Below are 22414 nucleotides of genomic sequence, written 5' to 3'. Positions count from 1 at the left end.
TTTCTATGCAAACAAGTACGCCTCCGGTCAAGGCTTCCCTGGCGGCACCGCTACTGGCTTCAGCCCTTGATGGAGCCGATCATGACTCCGTGTACGAAATACTTCTGGATAAACGGATAGAAGAGCATCATCGGAAGAACGGCAACCACAATCGTGGCGTAGATGACCGTTTCTGCAATCAGATAGGAGCTGTCCGTGACCATCATGGAATCGCTCGGCTTCATCTGTACCACCAGACGGTTCAGCAGCACCTGCAGCGGCACCTTGTCCTCACTGCGCAGCAGCACCATGGCCCAGAAGTATCCGTTCCAGCGCCCCACCGCATAGAAGAGCGTAACTGTCGCCAAGGCAGCCTTGGACAAGGGCAGCATAATCCGCAGCAGAATGGTGGCCTCGCTCGCCCCGTCAATGCGGGCTGCCTCCTCCAGCTCTTCGGGAACAGACTGGAAGAAGGTGCGCAGGATAATAACATTAAAGGTCGAAATAGCGAAGCCGAAGATGATTGCACTCCGCGTATCGAGCATGTCCAGGCTGCGGAAGTTCATATAGATAGGGATAATGCCCGCATTGAAGACAAGCGTGAAGGATATCATCAGATTGATCGCCTTCCGGCCTTTGAGCCTGCGCTTAGACAAGCTGTATGCACCGCAGATCGTAAGTACCATGCTGACCAGTGTACCTGCGACAGTATAAAAGAGCGTATTGGCGTACCCGAGCCAAATGGTCGGCTCCCGGAAGACCGCCTTATAAGCGTCCAGTGTCGGCTCGACGGGGAACAGAATCACCCGGCCTGACACCACCGCATCCGGAGAACTGAAGGAAGCGGACAGCACATAGAGTACAGGGAACAGGACAATGATCATCAGAAGCGTCAGGAATACATAATTGAAGCGGTAAAAAAGCTTTTCGCCGCGGCTTTCTGTCATGATTTCTTCACCTACCAGAGACCGTTGCCGGTGTATTTTTTGCTGAGCCGGTTAGAGATTACAATGAGGAGCAGGCCCACAACCGAGTTGAATAATCCGACTGCTGTAGCCATGTCGTAACGGCCGTTCAAGATCCCTTCCCTGTAGACATAGCTGTTAATGACGTCTGCCGTCTCGTAGGTTGCAGGTTGATAGAGCAGAATAATCGCCTCATAGCCAACCTCCAGCAGACTGCCGATCTTCAGAATCAGCATGATCATGATCGTAGGCAGAATTCCCGGCAGGGTCACATTTAGCATACGCTTCCATTTATTAGCTCCGTCTACCACCGCTGCCTCATACAGATCCGTATTGATGCCTGCCAGCGCTGCAATATAGATAATGGCAGAGAAGCCCATTTCCTGCCAGATGCCCATCGAGACGAAGATGGTGCGGAAATACTCCGGCACGGCGAGGAAATAAATTTTCTCGAAGCCCAGCTGCTCCAGCAGAAGGTTAACGATCCCGTTGCCGGGTGCAAGCAGATTGGTTACGATGCCGCACACAACGACAACAGAGATAAAGTGGGGCAGGTAAGTAATGGTCTGCACCGTTTTTTTGAACATGGCGTTCTTCACATCATTAAGCAGCAATGCCAGCAGGATCGGCGCCGGAAATGCGAATAACAGGCTGTACAAGCTGATCAGCAGCGTGTTCTTCAGCACCCGCAGGAAGTAATCACTCTGCAGGAATGCTTCAAAGTGGCTGAAGCCTGCCCACGGACTGCCCGCGATGCCCTGAAAAACGCTGTAATCCTTGAAGGCAATCTGCAGCCCGTACATCGGCTTAAAGGCAAACAGGATATACCATAATACAAAAGGCACAAGGATCGCATACAGGAACCAGTCCCTGCGCAGTGTCTTCCCCAGGCCCCCGGTCTTGACCGGTATTGCCGGCAAGCCGTTCTGACTCTCCTTAATCCGAAGTTTCATCACTCTTCTCTTCCTTCCTTGGCTGCCTGCTCGGCCGCCGCTGTCTTAAGTTCATTATAAGTAACGGTACTGCAGGCCATAAGGCAAAATCCGATTGTGAGGGACGGTTATTCAACTGTAACCGGGTTCACCCGGACCGGTCCGGGTTATCCGAAGGCTGGTGTAAATCACATTCTGCCCACATCAAAAAACACCCGCAGCAGGAGACCCATCTCCAGTCTGCGGGTGTTCGGGTAGTATCGGTTCTTCCAAGATCAGGATGAGCTAGAAGCTGCGGCTGTCCTGAACATGAATATAATTAACGCCTTGCGCAGTCAGTTTAGAGCCGCTTGTATTCGCGACGCGGACCGCCTTCTTACCTTTACCGCTGAGGGAGAAGCTGATGTTATTCGCCAGTTTGTTCTCCACAATCTGTTCGAGTGCACTGTGGAAGCCCCCGACCGTCACACCCTCCAGGTTCTCCAGTACCGGTTCTTTGCCCTCTTCAATCGTCTTGAGAATTTGATAGATCAACGATTTGCTTCCGTCCATCCTGATTCGCCTCCTGCATCTATTGTGAGCGTTTACACAACACTAGCCTTACATGCGAACTTTTCACTCTGTATATCTATTCTCTTATTCGACAGCACAGACCTTTTACCTCTTATTGGAATCTAATCTTCAATAAAAAGTCTCATCTATATGTCCTCCGCTCATGCTGCTGACTCCGACTAGTCTGAACACTCCATTCACTTTGGCATAGGTATTTATCACACTGGTGAATGCCGGCAAACAAATTGTATTCGGTTTTTCGCATACATTTCGGACTACTCATATACTCTTTCAGCTTGCGTCCGGTGAAATCAGATATACTCCCACTCTTTTGCCCTTGCTTCACTCTTAACGCAAAAAAGCACCCCTCAAGGTGCTTCCTGCCACTAGCCACTCTTCCTGCCACTTTCCATCCTTATGCGTTCTGGCGGTATATCGGTGCGCCCAGCGGAGAGCTTCCGGCCCCGCCGTCTACGGCAATATCTGCGCCTTGGATATATGACGAATCCTCGGAGGCCAGGAACAGTGCTACCTTAGCGATCTCTTCGGGTACACCCGCGCGGCCCAGCGGAATCGACAGTGCCATGCCTGCCTCGACCTGCTTCCAGTTATCCATCGCCGACTCGCCCCAGATCGGAGTGCGCGTTACGCCGGGCGCGATGTTGTTGACCCGGATGCCCAGCGGAGACAGCTCGGAGGCCAGCACCTTCGTCATGCTGCTGACCGCTCCTTTGCTGGCGGCATAGGCGGAATTGCCGGGTCTTCCGGCCTTGGCTAACACGGAGCCGGTCAGAATGACTGAAGCTCCAGCCTTCAGATGAGGCAGTGCAGCCTGGACGGTGAAGAAGGTACCGGTCACATTGACCCGGAGCACTTCCTCGAAGGTGGCAAGCTCTGTGCTGCCCAGCGGTGTATAGCCCGCGATTCCTGCATTCGCATAGACCACATCCAGTCTGCCGAAGGCCTCTATTGCTGAATTCACAGCCTTCACCGCACTCTGCGGATCAGTCGCATCCGCCTGGACAGCAACTACGTGCTCCGCACCCAGCTCTTCTACCGCCGCCTGCAGAGATACCGGATTACGGCCGGTAATGACCACTCTGGCGCCCTCCGCCACAAATAACCTGGCACTAGCCAGCCCAATCCCGCTATTCCCTCCAGTAATCAATGCAACCTTCCCGTCAAGCTTCCCCATCGTTAACACTCCTCATCTATTTTATTTGAGACCGTTCGTTCTACTATAGTCAAAAAAATAATCTGCCTCGTACCAGCATCTTAGCACATTCGAGAACGATCAGTAAAGTATTTTTTACCGGACGTTCTCGAATATCATCAGCCCTGCAAAAAACAGAAAATATCCCCCAATCCACAGTAACGCCCCTATCATGATGAAGATTCCTGTGTACCCTGCCCAGCCTGGCGGTTTCCTTGTGTACTTCAACAGAAAAAGCGATGCAACAACCAAAATCGCAGAGGGGATGCCTAAGATCTGCGTTAGCATTATATTTACGATATCCAGGATAAACCCTTGGCTGAACCCCGGGCTCGTCTGTAACAGAAAGAGGGCCAATCCTATGATATTCACCACTACAGCGCTGATCCAGAGTATTCTAACGGGTCTGACCATACTTCACCCCCTATGCTATCCCATTACCCGCTAATCACAAGTATTACACCAAAGCTAACATTGTCTCCACAATACCTGTCCTTCTGCTGCACCACAATAGAAACGATACCGTCCATTTAAAAGGACGGTATCGTTTCAGCCGAACACAACGTATGCTGTTTTTCGCATACATTCAGGCCGGGCCTGCTTGCGAGCACCGAATGTAATCGAAAAACCGATTACAATGGGACGGCCAGCGGCGCGTGGGCCGATTGTAATCGAAAAACCGATTACAACGGGACGGCCAGCGGCGCGTGGGCCGATTGTAATCGAAAAACCGATTACAACGGGACGGCGAGCGACGCGTGGGCCGATTGTAATCGAAAAACCGATTACAACGGGACGAGGAGCGGCGCGTGGGCCGATTGTAATCGAAAAACCGATTACAACGGGACGGCGAGCGGCTCGTGGGCTGATTGCTCCTATTACAACAAGCAAGACGGGCCCGCCCCCATAGGGAGAAGACCCGTCTTTGTCTTTGTCTTTGCCTTTGACCTTCGTCATTTGTCATTTGTCATTCATCTTCGTCATTCATTCTTTCCTGCGTCATTCGCCATTATCTTACGGACAACCTACCGCCCTGCCGTCTCAAAAGAAAACCGTGCTGTCCAGGTAGCACCTGCATCCTTAGTCACGTAGAGGGTGGAGCTGTTCAAATCCTTGACCGCCAGCCAGCCCTGGTTGGCATCGGTGAACGAGATCGTTCCTTCGAAGCCGGGAACGGTCTGCTGATTCTTCCAGCTCTGTCCGTTGTTCTTGGTGAGCCCGATGCCCACTTGCTCCGCTGCCGGCTGGTACCCTGCCAGGAAGGCAGTCTGTGTACCGATCAGCACCATATTGCCGGGGGTGCCCGAAGCGGGGCCCTTCTTCGCTACGGCTGCGCCGCTGCCCGGAGCCGGACCGCCGCCCGCGGTCTCCTGGGCAATCACCCGGGTCCAGCTGCCGCCGGAGTTAGAGCTGCCGTAGAGGGAATACGAGGTCTGCGACATGCCGGCCCCGCCGTACAGCAGCGCATACACCTGACTGCCCTTGGCGTAGATCTGTCCGTAATTCGCCTCAGGGGTGGAGGCACTAAGTACCTGCTTCCAGGCTGCTCCGCCGTTAGTTGTCTTCATTACCCGATAGCCGCTCCCGGGAACAACTACCACAGCCCAGCCGTTATTCCTGCTGGTGAATTCCGCTCCGCGTGTGTTGGCAGGCGTCTTGATCAGACTCCAGCTCTCCCCGCCATCCTTCGTATAATATGTAGATGCGCGGTTGTAGCCGAAGCCCTGGTTGCTGTCCAGGAACTCTATCCGTTCAAAGGTTACTGCCTGGTTAGACAGCCTTGTCCAGGTAGAGCCGCCGTCTGCCGTTCTTAACAGATATTTAGCCTGTCCGTCCTTAACCGCGGCAAGTGCCCAGCCATGGACATTATCCGGGAAATCGATCTGCTGGAAGCTCCATTGCCCCTCATAAATCTTCTGGAAATGGCAGCCGCCGTCCGAAGTACCGATCAGGAAGCCGTTCCCGGCTGCGCGCCCGGTATTCGCGTTCAGAAAATCCACATCCGAGAAGGTGAGCGGAACGCTGTCAGCTCCGCTATGCGCCTTTTGCAAATCCTGAAGCAGACCGTGATCTCCAGTCCCGCAGGCCGGTGCCGGTGCCGAAGCTGCCGCCGCCTGAACCGGGGAAGCCGCCGTCCCCCAGCCTGACAGGGTAACTAGACCTGCGGTAAGAAGAGTTACGGTTATCTGCTGTAATCTGGTCGTTCTATTCATCGGTAACACCTCCTACATATATATACCCTCTCCACAGAATGCCACTCCGAAGGCAAATGAGTATTGTAACCAGAGCTTCTGCTTCACATGATATAAAAAGACCGCATTCCGTCACTAAAGTAACAGAATGCAGCCTATTCATTTGTCTCTTCTTTGCTCATTTCAGTTTTAAAGGATTCGACTCGTTCATCTGCCCAATTGTATACCTTATCTTTATCACGAGGACCTATAGCAATAATCTCCATACGAATCATTCCATTAGACTGCAGAACCGGTCTGTAAACAATCCGCAACGCCATTGCTTTGGGTTTTATTTTTGTAAAACCCAACAGCTTTCCAATAAGAGGTTCGCCGTAACCATCAGGTTTGATCAGCGGCCCTCTCAGTGCCTGCTTATAGATTAAGGCCAATATGGTGGTGATCTCTTTTCGGTAGCTCTTTAAATCATTAAGCGCACCTGATCCTAAAACAACTTCAACATTAGTATCGGCAAGTAACTGCTGTAATTTATTCTCTATTTAGGATGGCTGCATCAACTATATCTCCAATTCATCCGCCATATCTTGAATTTCCTGAAGATTTATATCCGTTACACCGATCTCATCTAAAGCGTGTGCCAAAGAGACGTTAGGTTCGAAGGTTTCCAGCCGCTGTAAGGCTGTAGCTTCTACTGCCTTATCCATGGCCTCGTAATACTTATCACGCAGTTGAAGTAATTCAGTCAGAAATTCCACGTTAATTATCGCACCCATGGAGTCCCTCTGACGGCCACTCTTCACTAAGAAGATTTCTTCACTTTTTTGATCATTAAAGGTTTCGAGTATTTCTGACAGCTTATTTTTACGAGTCAATTCTGTAATCGAGAGTACATTATTTTTGGCAAAGTTTATCATTGAGGTTGTGATGTTCTTAGGATCACTTGTCATTGAATGCACCGCCTTGTGACGAATGGTATTCATATGGGCTATCGACCTCCCCTTCTACTTTTACCTTGATATGCTAAGATTATTCTTACACGCACTTAGTTGTGTCGAAGTATACACATATAATAACACATTTATTATTCATCCTAAACATTCTTGGCCAGCCTGCATAATCCAATTTGAATCCATGACTATCACTCATAGCGCTTCCACCTCTTCAGACAGCGCTATTAACAATATACCTCCATCAGCCGAATGTATATAAGAAATGGTACAAAACTGTAACCAATTTTGCTGTTAAAATCTCCTATCCGTGTTTAATAATAAGTACAGAGATTTAGAAGCATACTGCATTCGAGGAGGAAGTGAAGGGTATGATTAAACAGGATATTCAGCATGCACTTCTCTCCAATCTATGCCAGCGCGTGCATTTGATCAGCGGAGAAACGTACACCGGAGTATGCCAAATCGATCATTCCGCAGATGCACTGCATATTGAAACGAATAAAGGGCCCTTCACCGTCCCCTATTGGACCATCAAGCGATTCATCTAATCACATAACTACAACCAAAAAGACCTCACGGCCACATCCGCAGATGTGAATCATGAGGTCTTTCTTGTATACTCATACAACCGGATTTGGTATCATACTGCCGCCCCGGCAATGCTTCAGGTAATTCAGCGCATGAACCTGGCCTGTCATCTCCAGCTCGTCCCGGTAGACCGGATCATGCCAGCCTTCAATATCAATCGTGCCCTGATAGCCGCCCTGCCGGAGAATGGTGATAATATCCGTCCAGTTCGTATCCCCGAAGCCCGGCGTCCGGTCCCACACATAAGGCTTCGGACCATGAATTCCGTACTCCTTGACTATGTCCCAGGCAATCGTCGCATCCTTGCCATGGACATGGAAGATCTTATCCACCCATTTGCGCAGCTGCGGGATCGGATCAATCAGCGCGGTGTGCTGGTGGGCAGGCTCCCATTCCAGCCCGAGATTGTCTGCTGTAACGGCGTTGAACATTTTCTCCCAAGCTGTAGGGTTATGGGCGATATTCCAGTCACCCTTCTGCCAGCTCCCGCCCATCGCACAGTTCTCAAAAGCAATCCGCAGACCCTTATCTGCCGCCCGCTTCGACAATTCGCTGAACACCTCGGCGAATCTCGGAAGCGATTCGTCAATCGACGAGCCGGGCAGCCGTCCGGTGAAGCCGCCAATAATGTCCGTCCCGAACAAGTGAGCGTGCTCAATCAGCTGCTCCCAGCCCGCCAAGGTCGCCTCCGTCTCGGCCTCCGGCCCGCCGCCAAGCGGATTACCATAGATCCCGACAGATGAGATCACGAAGTGATGTTCAGCAGCCAGCTCCCGAATCCGTGCCGCCGTCTCCACCAGATCGGTATCGCCAACCGTCTGCCAGAAATTCAGTTGAAAGGATTCGAAGCCATGCTCCACAATCTGCGGAATAACTTGGACGGCTTCGCCGCCGCGTACAAGCGTTCCTATTCTTAGTGAATCTTGCATGATTTTGTCATCTCCAGTTAGTTTTATAGTCAGCGCCCTGCTGTTACCGGCCCTTAATCATCTTGCATGAGCCCCGTTTGAGCAATACCGCATCATAGACAATATGCTGATGGGGGGAATGTTTGGTAATCAGGTCGAACAGCACGCCCACACTGGACAGTGCCATTTCGGTGCCCGGCTGGCTGATCGTATCCAGCGCAGGATGATAGTATTCGGCCATCTCAATACCGTCGAAGCCGATGATCGAAATATCATCGGGGATAGATAAGCCTGCGGTAAGCACAGCTTTGGCCGCACCGATCGCAATCGTATCGGAGGCCGCAAAGATAGCGGTTACGGTTCTGTCACGGTTCAGCAGTCTGCGTGCAGCGTTGAAGCCCGAGCTTGGACTGTATTCACAATCCTCTACGAATCCCGAATGATAAGGTATGTTATGTTCTTCCAGCGCCATCCTGTAGCCAAGAAGGCGGCGGCTGCCTGTGGTGTCTTCCAGTAAAGGGGATTTGGCGAGAAAGCCGATGTTTCGGTGTCCAAGTGAAAGTAAATATGAGGTTGCCTTATAGGCTTCCTTGGATTCATCGATCGTTACGCTTGAGAAGATGGACGGGTCCACTTCCTGTGAGGTAGTGATGGTCGTGAGTACGAATGGAACCGTTAACTGCTTGAATTTCTCTTCGGAGTGATTATAGGTACCGCCCATGAAAATGATTCCGCTAAGATTCTTCTCCTTCACCAGCTGAATAGCAGCGTTGATCTCATCGGTGCCGTCCTCTACCTGATGGATGAGAAATGGATAGCCGCGCAGATTGACCTGACGTTCAATCTCCTTAATCATAATGGAGAAAAACGGGTTAGTAATCCCTTTAACCATAAGTGCAATATTTTTGGATTGGGTTGTTTTCAGATTTCGGGCATTGGAATTGGGAATATAGTTATATTCCTTGACGACACTCAGAACCTTCTCCCGGGTGGCATCGCTCACCAGCCCCTTATTATTAATGACTCTGGATACTGTTGAGATGCCGACACCGGATATCCTCGCGATATCCTTAATGTTTACGTCCACTCTACTCCCCCATTTATAGGTAAGGGAGCTATAAGATATAGCTCCCCTGTAACCTATACATTCTTTTAGTTAACAGGTGTAAATTCTGCCAATTGTTTCTCTACTTCGGCAATGACCTTGTCAACTCCTGCTTTTTTCAGCTGATCGCGGTATTCTGCTACAGCCGTTTTTGGATCTTTATTTGTTTTACCCAGCATGAGCTGAATACCAAGCTGTGCATTCACGTTCGAGATCGAAGCAATTTCGGTAGTTACATTAGCCGGGTCGAAGCTGAAGCCGTTGTACGGATCATCGATCGCTTCTTTATCCCATGCAGCGAACAGGTCTTTACGGACCGGGTTCTCAGTATCACTAGGAATCACGAACTTGTCATTTCTGAGCGACCAAGCTGAGAAGCCGCCGCCGTCTGTTTTTTCATTGAAGCCTGCAGGCTGTTTCTTCACACCATCTTCAATAACGTAGTGCTTGCCTTCAATACCGTACTGCATCAGGTTGTAGTAGCTTTCATCCGTCATGAATTTCTCAATAACCATCAGAGAGCGCTCTGGATTATTGGAATTGGCGCTGATAACGGTTGAGTTGTCTACACCCATCTTACGTTTGATTTTCTTGTTGGCTTCAGCAAAAGTATAGAAAGCTGTAGGAGCATCAGGCAGCGCCTTGATATCTCCGCCATACTGGCCGATCCAGTCCTGGGCATGAGTCAGATAACCCGCAGAGTTCGCGGCTCTGAAGTTGTCTTTGCTGCCGAGGGAAGCGGACAGAACGTCTTTGCCCCAGTAGCCCTTGTCGCCCCACTCACGCATTTTCACAGCCCAATCCTCGAATTCCTGGGTGAAGGCCGGATGGAATACAGTCTTGTAATCCTCTGGGCTCTTAGTGACCAGGTTCAATTCATTAAGCGAGATCCCAGGTGCGTTCAGCCACATGCCTGTAGTATCTACGAGCATTCTGTACATGTTCTGTGCATCCTCAGCCTTACCGTTAATTGGCGGGAAGGATTCCTTGGCCACTACATTATCCATGTATTTAACCATATCATCGATTGTCTTAATTTCAGTCATACCGTATTTCTTCAGCAGATCGGTACGATAAGCATAACCGGCAGGCGTATATTCGCTGAACAGACTCGGTACGCCGTAGATTTTGCCATCCACCTTGGTGTTCTGCCAGGAGGATTCTGGAATCTCCGCTTTCAGCTTAGGCGCTACCTTGTCCAGCATGTCGGTAATGTCAGTCAGCGCGCCTTCAGTAGCCAGGGTGTAGTAGGACACAGGAGCACCCGGAGAAGCATGCGACAGATCGAACGATTCGCCGGAAGCGAACAGCAGCGGATACTTGGTCGCTACGTCTCCCCAGTCAATATATTTGATTTCAAGCGTAGTATTCAGATCGGCCTTAAGCTTCTTGTTAATCTCAGCCAGAATGTCTTTATTGGTAACTCCCTCACTGCCCCACAGGTAGTACGTCAGCTTCGCTTCCTTAGAAGTGTCTACGCCTCCGGAATTAGTGGAAGAGGATGGAGTATTCGACGAACCCGTATTTCCATTTGCATTATTGCTTGACGAACAAGCGGATAGCACTCCAGTAAGCATGAGGACAGCAGCTAGAGAAGAAGCAATCTTTTTACCTTTCATTCGGTAAGCCTCCCTTTTCTTTTCTATATTATGGATTTTGCATCTATAACAAACACCCTACAATAAGCAGGGGTCCATTAACCCTTGACAGCACCGATGGTAAGACCGGTTACGAAGTAACGCTGAATGAATGGATACAGGAGAATGATCGGGCCTGTGGCCAGCACGGCTGTAGCCATTTTGATCGATTGGGTCGGCAGATCAGCTGTATTAATGACCGCCCCCGAGTTGATGAGACTGCCCATATTCGCCTGGTTGATCATGCGCTGCAGGAAGTACTGGAGCGGGAACTTGCTCTGAGTGTCCATGTACAGCATTCCGTTGTACCACTCATTCCAGAAGCCCAGTGCCGAGAACAGTCCGATTGTTGCCAGTGACGGAACCGCCAGCGGCATGAAGATCCGCCAGTAGATGCGGAAATCGCCTGCGCCGTCAATCGTCGCTGATTCATACAGGGAATCCGGGATCGCCTTCATGAAGTTACGCATCAGGAAGATCGACCACGCCCCTACCACCGCCGGCAGGATCATGGCGAACAGATTGTCCTTGAGGTGCAGATGCTTAACCATCAGGATGTAAGTCGGAATCAATCCTCCGCTGAACAAGGTGGTGAAATAGATCAGGAAGGAGAAGAAGTTACGGTATTTGAAATCCTTGCGGTTCAGGACAAATCCGGCCATGGACATCATGAACAGCCCGAGCACCGTACCGACAACTGTGATAAAGATCGTTACCTGATAAGCATCCACCAGCTTGGAGGAGTTACTGAGCAACAATTCATAGGCCTTGAAAGACACCTCATTCGGTATCAGCTTGTACCCCTCGCGGATAATCTCCTGCTCATTCATGAAGGAGGAGGAGATCATCAGCGCAAAAGGAAACACACAGAACAGGGCAAATACGGAGATGCAAATGTAGCTGATCACCTTAATGAAAATGCTCCCTGAATCCTGTTTAATAGTATTACTTGCCATATTAACACCCCTGTTTCTTATCTTGTCTTAGAACAACGCACTATCCGGTTCAACCTTGCGCACAATAAAGTTAACGACAAGCACCAGAACCAGACCGAATAAGGATTGGTAGAAGCCTACAGCAGCACCCATGGAGAAGTTAAATTGTCCCACGAGCGACCGGAAGACATACGTATCTATAATATCCGTCTGCGGATACAGCACGGAGTTTGTTCCAATGAGATTGTAGAAGAGATCGAAGGAGCCTTTGAGAATTCCGCCCATACCGAACAGGAGGAGCAGAATGAAGGTTGGCTTCAGAATCGGCAGAGTCATATAACGGATACGCTGCCAGGTAGTGGCGCCGTCCATATAGGCTGCTTCATAGAGATCATGATTGATCCCCGTTATAGCTGCCAGATAGACAATCATACCGTAACCGGTACTTGCCCAGATCTTGAACGCTACAATGATGTATTTCCAGATTCCAGCGTCGGAGTAGAACTCAATCTTGTCTAAGCCCGTACTAGTAAGCATCGTATTGATAAACCCGGAGTTGAAATTGAACAGGTTATACGCGAATACGCCGACGATAACCATCGAGATGAAATTCGGAAGCAGAATAACCGACTGGGAGATCTTCTTGAACCACTTGCCCGCAATCTCCGACAGCATGATGGCAAATACAATCTGGATGATGTTACCCAGTGCAAGGAACACCAGATTGTAGAGCAAAGTATTCTTGGTGATATTCCAGAGGTCTCCGTTCTGAATCAGGAACTCAAAATTCTTGAGTCCGATAAAGTCACTGCCAAAGATCCCTTTGTTGAGCTTGTAATCTACGAATGCAACGTACGCGCCAGGCATTACCGCATAATGAAACACAGCAAAATACACAATGACAGGCAGCAGCATGAGATACAACACTTTGTTCTTCAATAATTCCCGGACAACATTTCCGCCCGATTGTACAAATCTTGCCAATGAACCCACCTCCAAATTAAACATTGCATTCTACTGCAACTAACTTAACCCTTTTCGACCATATAGAAACGTTTCCATTATTTCTTTGTGTTTCCCCTTGCTCAGAGCATACTCCTTCCTTGTATACGCTGTCAAACATTTTTTATTTTCAAATAACAAGTAATAATTTTACATTTAACTGAGCATAATATATAAAAAGCCGGTTTTTTTATAGATAATTGACTTTTTTCCGTCAAAAGTCTACACTCGAAATGTATCGCCTATGGAAACGTTTCTATTTATTCTTTACATGGACATGTCAGCCCTTTTTTGTGACATCTGATGATGAATTCCCCCGTTCTGATCGATTTCATGTCCTAACACAAGCACTGGAAAGCGAGGCTCGATATGATATTCAAACAACAAATGAACATGATTACCTTAACCCGGGATGACCTGTCGTATACATTCCTGCCTACAGGAGATATTTTTGAATTCACGCAGGGCTCCACTCTTATTAATCTGTTCCAGGGTAATCCGGCAGACGGCTCTTCCAATAATATTTATCTGCGCGTATATACGGAGCAAGGAATCCAGAGCTATCCGCTGCTGGGTATTGCGTCGGGCTCCAAGCTGTCCCGTACAGATGACAAACTGATTTTTGAAGGTTCTATAGAAGCAATCAGCTACCGCGTTACCTTCGCACCGGCCAAGGACGGCATCTGGTTCTGGCAGCTTCAGCTCTCCGGCAACGGTGAGACTGTAGATGTAGTGTATGGGCAGGATGTGGGCATTGCTGACAAAGGCGGCATTCTCGCCAATGAGCTGTACATGAGCCAATATCTGGATCACAGCATCTGGGAAGGCCCGCAGGGCTACACCGTATGCTCGCGCCAGAACCAGCCGCAGGGAACGGACTTCCCTTATCTCCAGCAGGGTGTAGTCGGTTCACGGGCTGTAGGCTATTCCACAGATGGTATGCAGTTCTTCGGCATTTCCTATAAAGGAAGCTATGTGCCGGAGGCGCTGAACGGCAATCTGCAGAACCGTAATTATCAATACGAGCTGGCTTATACCGCACTCCAGACCGAGAAGATGGTCCTGTCGGCTCCGGCTGAGTTCGCCTTCTACGGCCTGTTCCGTCCGAATCATCCGTCTGCAGTTACAGAGCTTGAATTCCAGGCTGAGCTGCAGGCAGCTTATGCAGAGATCGACTGGAACGGCAAGGATGCCGTGCCAAGCCGGGATGTTCCTGTACTGAGTGACGATATCGGCAAGCCTTATGTCTCCCCACAGTGGTCACAGGCCGAGATTGATGCCGCCTTCCCTAACCGGAAGCTTGAGGAGACCCAGAACGGCCAGTTGCTGTCCTTCTTCACAGACGGGCATGTCCATGTGGTGCTGCAGCCTAAGGAGCTGCTGGTGGAACGTCCGCATGGCCATATCATCACCTCGCTGCTGGGCGACAAGCAGGTAGATAACAACCTGATCTCCTCCACTAACTATATGTACGGTCTTTTCAACGGGCAGACCGTGGTGGGGAATACCTCTTTCCATAAAGGGCTCTCCACGCCGCGCGGCCTGCTGAATATTCAGCACAATAGCGGTCAGCGGATCTATGTCCGCATGGACGGGGTTTACCGGATTCTTACGCTGCCGGCGGCTTACGAGATGGGCGTGAATTTTGCGAAATGGCATTATCAGCTTGAAGACGATGTGCTGACCGTGACTTCGATCGCAGCAGCAGGCCAGCCGGATGTCGCGCTTCAGGTACAGTCGAAGCTGGGCAGATCCTATGATTATCTGATCACGAACCAGCTGGTTATGGGCGAGCATGAATTCCGGCACCCGGTAAGAGTGGAGTCCAAGGATGGCATCCTGCAGATTCTTCCCGATGAGGCATCTGTTCACAAGCTTCCATATCCCGGCCTCCATTTCGATATCCAGTTGCCGGGAACCGCATATACGTACAGTGATGACCGGGTGTTCTATGCGGACAAACAGCCGCGCAACGGTACACTGCTGACAATTTCTGTTACACAGTCAGGTGGCTTCCAGCTAGTAATACAGGGCAGACTTACAACATCGGATGTTCTTCCGCTAGTGTCGCCTTACACCCAGGAGAAGGAGCAGGCTCTGTTCCATGAGTTCTACTCGTCGTTCATTTCCGGCTTCCAGCTCCAGATTGACGGCACAGAGCAGTCACGGATCGACATTCTGAATGAGACCGCATGGTGGTACACCCATAATGCAATGACGCACTTCATCATGCCGCATGGCCTTGAGCAGCCGGGCGGAGCAGCCTGGGGCACACGCGATGTCTGCCAGGGGCCAATGGAATACTTCCTGATGACCCAGCATTATGAGCTGGCCCGCAGCGTTCTGCTGAAGATCTATTCGCATCAGCTGTGGGAGAGCAAGGAATGGCCGCAATGGTTCATGTTCGACCAACATCCGGTCCAGGCCCATGAATGGCATGGCGACGTAGTGCTCTGGCCGCTGAAATGCATCAGCGATTACATCATGGCTACCGGAGACTACGCGATTCTTAACGAAGAAATCGGCTATCACCATCTGGCAGATGCTCAGCCAAGCCAGCAGACCGAGACGGTCCTCGAACATGTGAAGGCTGCAGTAGAGACCATCCGTGAACGCTTCGTACCGGGTACGTCTCTGATCAACTATGCTGGCGGCGACTGGGATGACACCCTGCAGCCAGCCAATGAAGCTCTCAAGACTAAGCTGGTCAGCGCATGGACGGTCGCACTCGCCTTCCAGGTGATCCGCAACCTGTCCCAGGTGACTTCGGCGGACTCTGAATTCTCTGCAAGCCTGGCGGCTATGGCCGAAGACATGAAGGAATCATTCCGTACGCTCCTGATCAAGGATGGAGTCATTGCCGGCTTCGCTTACTTCCAGGAGGACGGCAGCATTGATTATATGCTTCACCCGCTGGATACAGAGACCGGCATTCATTACCGGTTACTACCTATGACCCGCAGTATTATTGCGGAGCTGGTTACTCCGGATCAGGCGGCAGAGAACCTGCGCCTGATCGACGAGCACCTGAACTGCCCGGACGGCGTGCGCCTGATGGACCGTCCTGCCCGCTATGAAGGCGGCGTAAGTACCATCTTCCGCCGTGCGGAGCAAGCAGCCAGCGTCGGCCGTGAGATCAGCCTGCAATATGTACATGCCCATATCCGCTATATTGAAGCTTCCGCCAAGCTGGGCGAAGCGAAGCGTGCCTGGGATGGCCTGTTCCAGATCAACCCGATCAACATCCGGCAGAGTGTGCCTAATGCCCAGCTGCGCCAGAGTAACATGTACTTCAGCAGCTCGGACGGCGACTTCCCTGACCGTTACAGCTATCAGGAGAACTTCGACCAACTGCGTGACGGCAGCGTAGAAGTGAAGGGCGGCTGGCGGCTGTACTCCAGCGGTCCCGGGATCTATCTTAATCAGCTGATCTCAGCCGTTCTGGGTATCCGCTTCAGTGAAGAAGAGCTGATTATCGATCCGGTCCTTCCGGCCAGCCTTGACGGCCTGCGCTTCACTTATGAGTGCTTCGGCAAAAAGATTACCTTCGTCTATCACATCAGCGAAGGTGAGGCCCGCACCCCGGAAGTGCAGGCAGCAGGCGTTGCTGTTACCGGCCAGGTTCTACCGAATCCATACCGCCCGGGCGCGGTAAGCATTGCTAAGAATCACCTGCTGAGCCTGCCCGGCGATGAGCTGCATATCAGCTGCATATCTATGTAACACAATAACTTTCAGTACGCTTACGAAGGAGTTAGCCATGACTAAACCGTTTATCCAGGATCTCGTGAACGATATGACACTAGACGAGAAGTTAGCCCAGCTTACCCAGCTTGGTCCATACTATTGGGGTCTGGATGATACCGTGGATTTGACGGGTCCATTCAAAGAACTTAATATCGAGCCGCAGGTAATCAAAAGCATCGGAAGCGTTCTGAACGGCATCGGCGCACGGAATGTCATTGAGCTGCAGACCCGGCATCTGGAATCCAGCCGTTTGAAGATCCCGCTGATCTTCATGGCCGATGTCATTCACGGCTACCGGACCATTTTGCCGATTCCGCTCGCTATGGGCTGTTCTTTCGATCTTGATGCCTGTGAGCAGTTCGCTGAAGTAGCTGCGCGGGAGAGCGCTGCCGCCGGCATTCACCTCACCTTCTCTCCGATGACCGACCTCGTACGCGATCCGCGCTGGGGCCGGGTCATGGAGACCTCCGGTGAGGACCCTTACCTGAACGCCCGGGTGACTGAGAGCATGGTCCGGGGCTACCAGGGCAAGGACCTGAAGGAGCCGGGGCGGATCGCTGCCTGCGTGAAGCATTTCGCCGGCTACGGCGCGCCTGAAGGCGGCCGTGAATATAACACGGTGGACATGTCCACCGGCGTACTCCGCGAGTTCTATCTGCCAGCCTACAAGGCGGCAGTAGATGCCGGTGTCGCTATGGTGATGGCTGCGTTCAATACCATTGACCGCATTCCGTCCAGCGGCAACAGCAAGCTCCTGCGCGGTATTCTCCGCGAGGAATGGGGCTTCGATGGCGTAACCATCGCCGACTTCAACTCCGTGAACGAGCTGGTGCCCCACGGCGCAGCGCAAGACGGACGTGAAGCTGCCCTGAAGAGCCTGGTAGCGGGACTTGATATAGAGATGATGTCCACCCACTATCTGAACCATGCTGCCTCGCTGGTCCAGGAAGGTCTGCTCGACCTCCGCCTCATCGACGAAGCGGTTACGCGGGTACTGGAGCTTAAGGATGCCCTCGGCCTGTTCGACAATCCGTTCAAGGATGCCGACCCTGTAGCTGACGAAGCCGATAAGCCAAGTCCTGAGCACCTTCAGGCGGCACGCGAGATGGGCGCCCGCTCGATCGTTCTGCTGAAGAACGAAGGCGGAGTCCTGCCGCTGAAGCGCGGCATGAAGATCGGCCTCGCCGGTCCCTTCGCTACCTCGATCAATGTTCTTGGAGGCTGGGCCGGTACCGAGAAAGACCCGGCGGTCTCCCTCTACACCGGCATCACCGGCAAAATCCCGGCAGCGGACCTGCTCACAGCCATGACCGGCGAGCTGGGAAGCATGCTGGAGGGTGTATTCGATGTGGAGGATGCTTCCGAAGCGGCTTACGAACAGCTGAAGGACTGCGATGTCATTCTGGCCGCAGTCGGCGAGAATCAGCAGGATACCGGGGAAGGCGGCAGCAAAGCCAGCCTGCGGCTGTCCGCCAATCAGGAGAAGCTGATCCACCGCCTCAAGGCAACCGGCAAGCCGGTGGTCACCATTGTGTTCAGCGGCCGTCCGCTGGAGCTTGCGCCAGTGCTTGAGTCAAGTGACGCGCTGGTACAGGCCTGGTTCCTCGGCACGGAGTCGGGGAATTCCATTGCAGATGTGCTGTTCGGCGATTATAACCCGTCCGGACGCCTCTCTATGAGCTTCCCTTACTCCGTGGGACAGATTCCGGTGTACTATAACGCTTATCAGACAGGACGCCCTTATGATCCCCAGTATCCGAATGTGCGTTATGTAACCCGCTATCTGGATATTCCGAATGATCCGCTGTTCTGCTTCGGCTACGGCCTGAGCTATTCTACGTTTGCCTACAGCGGCTTTACGGTAGAAGCTGCGGCAGACGGCAAGGTGCTTGCCTCCATCCAGGTGGAGAACACCTCGGAGGTTACCGGCAAGGAGACCGTTCAGCTCTATATCCGCGATGTTACCGCAAGTGTGGTCCGTCCCGGCAAAGAGCTGAAGGGCTTCAAGCAGATTACCCTTGCCCCGCATGAGAAGCAGACGGTGTCCTTCGAGATCACCAGAGACATGCTGATGTTCTACGGCCAGGAGGATCAGCTCGTGTTCGAGCCTGGAGACTTCGATATTATGCTCGGCGCAAGCTCCAGCGACCATAGCACGCAGCGGATCTGGATCGGCTGACCCTATTAACCAATAGACATAACAAATAGCGCCAATCCTCCACTTCACAAGTGTATGGATTGGCGCTATTTATATTGCACAGCTCTGCGTTACGCCCCGGTCAGCAGCTCGATATCCAGCCGGGCAAAGGTATCCTTCCATTCCGCAGAGCAGCCGCTGTCGGTCAGCACCATGGAGATATACTCAAGCGGAGCGATCTGGGCAAAGGTAGTGATGCCGAATTTGGAATGATCCGCGACCAGAATGGATTCCTCGGCCCGTTCCATCATTTTGCGGGAGATGAGGGCTTCTTCCAGGTGGTAGTCGGTGATTCCCTCCGAGAGCGAGATCCCTCCGGCAGAGATGAACGCCTTATTCACCTTGAACTGACCCAGCAGATCATGCGCGGTGCCTCCTACTGCTGCCTGATACCCTGCATTCACCTCACCCCCGGCAAAAATAACCTTCCCCGCAAACTGCTCCAGCGCACAATTCAGCACGGGAACAGAGTTCGTAATCACCGTCACCTGTGTACGGTCCTTAAGCGCGCGCATAATCTCAAGGGTCGTTGTCCCATTGTCGAGAATCACCGTCTCACCGTCTTGAATGAGCGAGGCTGCCAGCTTGCCGATAGCCTGCTTGCCCGGCAGATGCATCTGGGCGCGCTTCATGAACGTAGGCTCATGGTTCTCCGAGCGAATTCGCACCGCTCCTCCGTACACCTTGCGCAGCCGCCCTTCCTTCTCCAGCCGGTCAAGATCGCGCCGGATCGTCTCCGTCGTCACCCCGAACCGTTCCGCAAGAAAATGCACCTGCACCTTCCCCGCAAGCTCCAGCTGGGACAGAATCGTGTGCTTGCGTTCTTCATAGGTCAGCGACATCTATGCTTCCTCCAGTCGTTGTAGATTTTATAGTGATTGTACTTTTAATTACTTTAACTAACTAATGGCTTGCTGAGGGTTTACCGCGCCCGTTTAGTGGGCAAGGGGGAGGCTTAATTGCAATTTGTACAACTAAATCGCCTTATGTGCTGCCAAATCTCCGTTTAGTTGTAGTTCCTGCAATTAAAATGCCTCTATATCTTGATTTTCGCCCATCCGGGCAAATTTAGTTGTACGAACTACAATTAGAAGAGGAAGCCCACCCGTTTCACTGTTTTTAGTTGCACAGAATACACTTATCCCTGTTGCTTTGCTAAGAACGCAGCTTCATACCATACCATATTTATGGAATGAAATCACTTGTTTACTTCTGATTCTCTACTAGTTTAGTACAAACAAATGTATGTTGTTTATCTCTAGTCGAAATGTTGTTTTTAGTGTATTGATGTTGTTTTCACCAGTATATGAATCTGAATTCCACTTGTCAATGCGGACCCCTTACCACAGAAACATCCTTGGTAGGCATGTCGGTGTGGCACACATTGTACTTTATACAGCAGAATGAGCTTTTGCCTAATCTCGTGCTAATTCTATTGCAGAGAATACAACCAGCACGAAATGAAGCTTGACAGAATAACCATCCGAGCCTAAAATCAACATGAAACAACATAAAGAAACACGAATCAACAACACATTAAATCAACAAACACCGCACTATTACATCACCACACGCCTTACCGCTTAACCCATAATCGGATTGACAAGAGAGGGGATTTTCCGCATGAACAGTAAATTATCATTTCGGCCAGACGGCACCTTCACCATCGTACAGTTCACCGACCTGCACTGGATGGATGGAAGAGCAGAGGATCAGCAGACCCGGGAGCTGATGGAGCTGGTGCTGGAGGCGGAGCAGCCGGACCTGGTTATTTTCACAGGGGATACGATCTATACGGGGCCGGTCCGTGAAGGCGAGCTGACTTGCCAGGACCCCAAGCAGGCCTTCCGCGATGCCGTGGCTGCTGTAGTGAATTCCGGTGTGCCTTGGGCGTTCGTATTCGGCAACCACGACACGGAGAATGGAGTGACCTACAGCGAGCTGATGGAGATTGCGCAGGAGTCCCCGCAGTGTCTGGCTGAAGCTGGTCCGGCGGAGCTTGCCGGTTCAAGCAATTACGTTCTGGAGATTGAGGGCGCGGGCAATCATGCGGGAGCCATCCTCTATATGCTCGATACGGGCGCTTACTCCCCGTTGGAACAGATTCCCGGGTATAGCTGGGTCCGGCGTAACCAGATGGATTGGCTGGCAGAGCAGTCTGCGCGGCTGAATCCCGGAGAAGGTCAGGCCAAGCGGCCGGCGCTGGCATTCTTCCATATCCCGCTGCCCGAATATGACGAGATGTGGAATACCCAGACCTGCTACGGACACAAGTATGAACGGGTCTGCGCCCCGGTTCTGAATTCAGGGTTATTCGCTACGCTTGTAGAGATGGGCGATGTGGCAGGCACCTTTTGCGGACATGACCATATCAATGATTTCACCGGTACGCTGCATGGCATCCGCCTCAGCTATGGCCGGGCAACCGGCTATAATACTTACGGGCACGACAACCTCAAGCGGGGCGCCCGCGTCATCCGTCTAGAGCAGGACCATCCGTCCTTCGATACCTGGCTCCGGCTGGCAGACGGCTCCCGCTGTACTGAACAGCCTGCCCATACACCTCTCTCTGCTGCCGATTCACAACACTAACTACTTCCTGAGGGGTTGACTATCCATGCTGCTGCCAATTCTTTTGGTGCTGGCTTCCGGAATGTGCCACGCGGTGTGGAGCATGTTCACCAAAAGAAGCCTGAATAAAAGTATCTTCCTGTGGTCGATCATGATGGTCTCCACAGTGCTGCTGCTGCCGGTCCTGCTTATCGAGCTGTGGACACAGCCGCTGGCCGCCGGTGCTTACGCCCTGCTGCTGCTGTCTGTGGCGCTGCAGGCCTTATATTCCTGGCTTTTATCCATAACCTATGAGATGGGCGACCTGTCCCAGATCTACCCGGTGATGCGGGGAACGAGCACGCTGCTGATCCCGTTGATCGGCGTTATTTTCCTGAAGGAATCCTTGTCTGTCTACGGCTGGATCGGGATCTGCTGCATGCTCGGCGGCTTCGCTGTCCTCAGCGGAATCGGCGCAAGAAGAAGCCTCCCGGCTTCATCCGGCTCCGGCACCACCCTCAGCTACTATACTCCGATACTCATGGCCCTCTGTGTGGGATTATGCACTACCTGCTACGTGTTCGTCGATAAGCTGAATCTTCAGCATATGTCGCCGCTGGCGCTGCTTGAGGTGACCAATATCGGCTTCGTTGCCGGACTGACCCCCGCGGTCCTGAGATCGCGGAAGCTGCTTGAAGAGTGGCGCCGCAACAAGTTCACCATCCTGCTGGGCAGCGTGCTGAATCCGGGTTCCTATCTGCTGTTCCTGTTCGCACTTCAGCAAGCACCGCTCGCCCACATCAGCCCGCTGCGGGAGATCGGAACCATATTCGCTACGCTCCTCGGTGTGCTGCTCTTGAAGGAGCGGCAAGGCCTGCGGCGGATGATATGCTCGGTCGTCATTTTCTGCGGAATTCTGCTGATTGGCATCTGGGGGTAAGCAGGAGAACTATCACAAATGT

20 protein-coding genes are annotated in these 22414 nt (G+C 51.8%); 6 read left to right on the top strand and 14 right to left on the bottom strand.

Annotated elements, in window-relative coordinates; all coding sequences use genetic code 11:
- Positions 1–59: 59 nt before the first annotated feature.
- From NSS64_RS03445 to NSS64_RS03425, 5 genes are all read right to left on the bottom strand, one after another.
- Complete coding sequence (locus NSS64_RS03445) at positions 60–926, bottom strand: carbohydrate ABC transporter permease (protein ID WP_341139226.1); 867 nt, start codon at positions 924–926, stop codon at positions 60–62.
- Positions 927–937: 11 nt separating this feature from the next.
- Entirely contained in the window at positions 938–1897 is a 960-nt protein-coding gene (locus tag NSS64_RS03440; RefSeq protein ID WP_083685112.1) for an ABC transporter permease subunit, read from the bottom strand.
- 264 nt (positions 1898–2161) lie between these two features.
- Complete coding sequence (locus NSS64_RS03435; RefSeq protein ID WP_076079418.1) at positions 2162–2428, bottom strand: hypothetical protein; 267 nt, start codon at positions 2426–2428, stop codon at positions 2162–2164.
- Between the two features lie 415 nt (positions 2429–2843).
- Positions 2844–3623: an SDR family NAD(P)-dependent oxidoreductase gene (locus NSS64_RS03430; RefSeq protein WP_341139225.1), complete on the bottom strand. Its 780-nt coding sequence runs from the start codon at positions 3621–3623 to the stop codon at positions 2844–2846.
- Between the two features lie 114 nt (positions 3624–3737).
- Positions 3738–4055: a hypothetical protein gene (locus NSS64_RS03425; protein ID WP_341139224.1), complete on the bottom strand. Its 318-nt coding sequence runs from the start codon at positions 4053–4055 to the stop codon at positions 3738–3740.
- Positions 4056–4242: 187 nt separating this feature from the next.
- On the opposite strand from NSS64_RS03425, the gene NSS64_RS03420 reads away from it, so the two are divergent.
- Positions 4243–4551, top strand: coding sequence for a hypothetical protein (locus tag NSS64_RS03420; RefSeq protein ID WP_341139223.1), 309 nt, complete (start codon positions 4243–4245; stop codon positions 4549–4551).
- A 115-nt stretch (positions 4552–4666) separates the two neighbouring features.
- On the opposite strand, the gene NSS64_RS03415 is transcribed toward NSS64_RS03420, so the two are convergent.
- From NSS64_RS03415 to NSS64_RS03405, 3 genes are all read right to left on the bottom strand, one after another.
- The gene (locus NSS64_RS03415; RefSeq protein WP_341139222.1) at positions 4667–5854 is read right to left on the bottom strand and encodes a hypothetical protein; all 1188 of its coding nucleotides are present in this window, start codon (positions 5852–5854) and stop codon (positions 4667–4669) included.
- A gap of 134 nt (positions 5855–5988) precedes the next feature.
- Entirely contained in the window at positions 5989–6264 is a 276-nt protein-coding gene (locus NSS64_RS03410) for a hypothetical protein (RefSeq protein ID WP_341139221.1), read from the bottom strand.
- A gap of 126 nt (positions 6265–6390) precedes the next feature.
- The gene (locus NSS64_RS03405; protein WP_076079411.1) at positions 6391–6813 is read right to left on the bottom strand and encodes a hypothetical protein; all 423 of its coding nucleotides are present in this window, start codon (positions 6811–6813) and stop codon (positions 6391–6393) included.
- A 338-nt stretch (positions 6814–7151) separates the two neighbouring features.
- Here NSS64_RS03405 and NSS64_RS03400 point away from each other — a divergent pair, with 338 nt between their 5' ends.
- Entirely contained in the window at positions 7152–7331 is a 180-nt protein-coding gene (locus tag NSS64_RS03400) for a hypothetical protein (RefSeq protein WP_341139220.1), read from the top strand.
- A 72-nt stretch (positions 7332–7403) separates the two neighbouring features.
- Here NSS64_RS03400 and NSS64_RS03395 read toward each other — a convergent pair whose 3' ends face one another.
- The 5 genes from NSS64_RS03395 to NSS64_RS03375 form a co-directional block, all read right to left on the bottom strand.
- Positions 7404–8300: a sugar phosphate isomerase/epimerase family protein gene (locus NSS64_RS03395; RefSeq protein WP_341139219.1), complete on the bottom strand. Its 897-nt coding sequence runs from the start codon at positions 8298–8300 to the stop codon at positions 7404–7406.
- 43 nt (positions 8301–8343) lie between these two features.
- Positions 8344–9366: a LacI family DNA-binding transcriptional regulator gene (locus NSS64_RS03390; protein WP_340938627.1), complete on the bottom strand. Its 1023-nt coding sequence runs from the start codon at positions 9364–9366 to the stop codon at positions 8344–8346.
- Between the two features lie 65 nt (positions 9367–9431).
- The gene (locus tag NSS64_RS03385) at positions 9432–11003 is read right to left on the bottom strand and encodes a DUF3502 domain-containing protein (RefSeq protein WP_341139218.1); all 1572 of its coding nucleotides are present in this window, start codon (positions 11001–11003) and stop codon (positions 9432–9434) included.
- Positions 11004–11080: 77 nt separating this feature from the next.
- On the bottom strand, positions 11081–11977 hold the full coding sequence (locus NSS64_RS03380; protein ID WP_340938624.1) for a carbohydrate ABC transporter permease: 897 nt from the start codon (positions 11975–11977) through the stop codon (positions 11081–11083).
- A gap of 27 nt (positions 11978–12004) precedes the next feature.
- A complete protein-coding gene (locus NSS64_RS03375; protein WP_036725975.1) occupies positions 12005–12940 on the bottom strand; it encodes an ABC transporter permease in 936 nt (311 codons plus the stop codon).
- 387 nt (positions 12941–13327) lie between these two features.
- Between NSS64_RS03375 and NSS64_RS03370 the strand changes: the two genes are divergently transcribed.
- Both NSS64_RS03370 and bglX read left to right on the top strand, forming a co-directional pair.
- Entirely contained in the window at positions 13328–16681 is a 3354-nt protein-coding gene (locus tag NSS64_RS03370; protein WP_341139217.1) for a GH36-type glycosyl hydrolase domain-containing protein, read from the top strand.
- Positions 16650–18884, top strand: a complete 2235-nt coding sequence (gene bglX, locus NSS64_RS03365; protein WP_341139216.1) for a beta-glucosidase BglX — start codon at positions 16650–16652, stop codon at positions 18882–18884. The genes NSS64_RS03370 and bglX overlap by 32 nt, the downstream gene beginning before the upstream one ends.
- Positions 18885–18973: 89 nt before the next feature.
- Here the strand turns inward: bglX and NSS64_RS03360 are convergent, their stop codons facing one another.
- The gene (locus NSS64_RS03360) at positions 18974–19744 is read right to left on the bottom strand and encodes a DeoR/GlpR family DNA-binding transcription regulator (protein ID WP_341139215.1); all 771 of its coding nucleotides are present in this window, start codon (positions 19742–19744) and stop codon (positions 18974–18976) included.
- 781 nt (positions 19745–20525) lie between these two features.
- Between NSS64_RS03360 and NSS64_RS03355 the strand changes: the two genes are divergently transcribed.
- Together NSS64_RS03355 and NSS64_RS03350 are read left to right on the top strand one after the other, a co-directional pair.
- Positions 20526–21494 carry a metallophosphoesterase family protein gene (locus NSS64_RS03355; protein WP_341139214.1) on the top strand — a complete coding sequence of 323 codons (969 nt, stop codon included), beginning with the start codon at positions 20526–20528 and terminating at the stop codon, positions 21492–21494.
- A 25-nt stretch (positions 21495–21519) separates the two neighbouring features.
- A complete protein-coding gene (locus NSS64_RS03350) occupies positions 21520–22392 on the top strand; it encodes a DMT family transporter (RefSeq protein WP_341139213.1) in 873 nt (290 codons plus the stop codon).
- Positions 22393–22414 lie beyond the last annotated feature (22 nt).

The sequence above is a fragment of the Paenibacillus sp. FSL H8-0122 genome (assembly GCF_038005345.1).
GTDB lineage: Bacteria > Bacillota > Bacilli > Paenibacillales > Paenibacillaceae > Paenibacillus_AQ.
This window is presented reverse-complemented; position numbering and strand designations above follow the sequence as displayed.

What these genes read in the sequence shown, in the direction of transcription:
- NSS64_RS03445 (WP_341139226.1), bottom strand. Translation starts at nt 926, where the DNA reads ATGACAGAAAGCCGCGGCGAAAAGCTTTTTTACCGCTTCAATTATGTA.
- NSS64_RS03440 (WP_083685112.1), bottom strand. Translation starts at nt 1,897, where the DNA reads ATGAAACTTCGGATTAAGGAGAGTCAGAACGGCTTGCCGGCAATACCG.
- NSS64_RS03435 (WP_076079418.1), bottom strand. Translation starts at nt 2,428, where the DNA reads ATGGACGGAAGCAAATCGTTGATCTATCAAATTCTCAAGACGATTGAA.
- NSS64_RS03430 (WP_341139225.1), bottom strand. Translation starts at nt 3,623, where the DNA reads ATGGGGAAGCTTGACGGGAAGGTTGCATTGATTACTGGAGGGAATAGC.
- NSS64_RS03425 (WP_341139224.1), bottom strand. Translation starts at nt 4,055, where the DNA reads ATGGTCAGACCCGTTAGAATACTCTGGATCAGCGCTGTAGTGGTGAAT.
- NSS64_RS03415 (WP_341139222.1), bottom strand. Translation starts at nt 5,854, where the DNA reads ATGAATAGAACGACCAGATTACAGCAGATAACCGTAACTCTTCTTACC.
- NSS64_RS03405 (WP_076079411.1), bottom strand. Translation starts at nt 6,813, where the DNA reads ATGAATACCATTCGTCACAAGGCGGTGCATTCAATGACAAGTGATCCT.
- NSS64_RS03400 (WP_341139220.1), top strand. Translation starts at nt 7,152, where the DNA reads ATGATTAAACAGGATATTCAGCATGCACTTCTCTCCAATCTATGCCAG.
- NSS64_RS03395 (WP_341139219.1), bottom strand. Translation starts at nt 8,300, where the DNA reads ATGCAAGATTCACTAAGAATAGGAACGCTTGTACGCGGCGGCGAAGCC.
- NSS64_RS03385 (WP_341139218.1), bottom strand. Translation starts at nt 11,003, where the DNA reads ATGAAAGGTAAAAAGATTGCTTCTTCTCTAGCTGCTGTCCTCATGCTT.
- NSS64_RS03380 (WP_340938624.1), bottom strand. Translation starts at nt 11,977, where the DNA reads ATGGCAAGTAATACTATTAAACAGGATTCAGGGAGCATTTTCATTAAG.
- NSS64_RS03370 (WP_341139217.1), top strand. Translation starts at nt 13,328, where the DNA reads ATGATATTCAAACAACAAATGAACATGATTACCTTAACCCGGGATGAC.
- bglX (WP_341139216.1), top strand. Translation starts at nt 16,650, where the DNA reads ATGAGCTGCATATCAGCTGCATATCTATGTAACACAATAACTTTCAGT.
- NSS64_RS03360 (WP_341139215.1), bottom strand. Translation starts at nt 19,744, where the DNA reads ATGTCGCTGACCTATGAAGAACGCAAGCACACGATTCTGTCCCAGCTG.
- NSS64_RS03355 (WP_341139214.1), top strand. Translation starts at nt 20,526, where the DNA reads ATGAACAGTAAATTATCATTTCGGCCAGACGGCACCTTCACCATCGTA.
- NSS64_RS03350 (WP_341139213.1), top strand. Translation starts at nt 21,520, where the DNA reads ATGCTGCTGCCAATTCTTTTGGTGCTGGCTTCCGGAATGTGCCACGCG.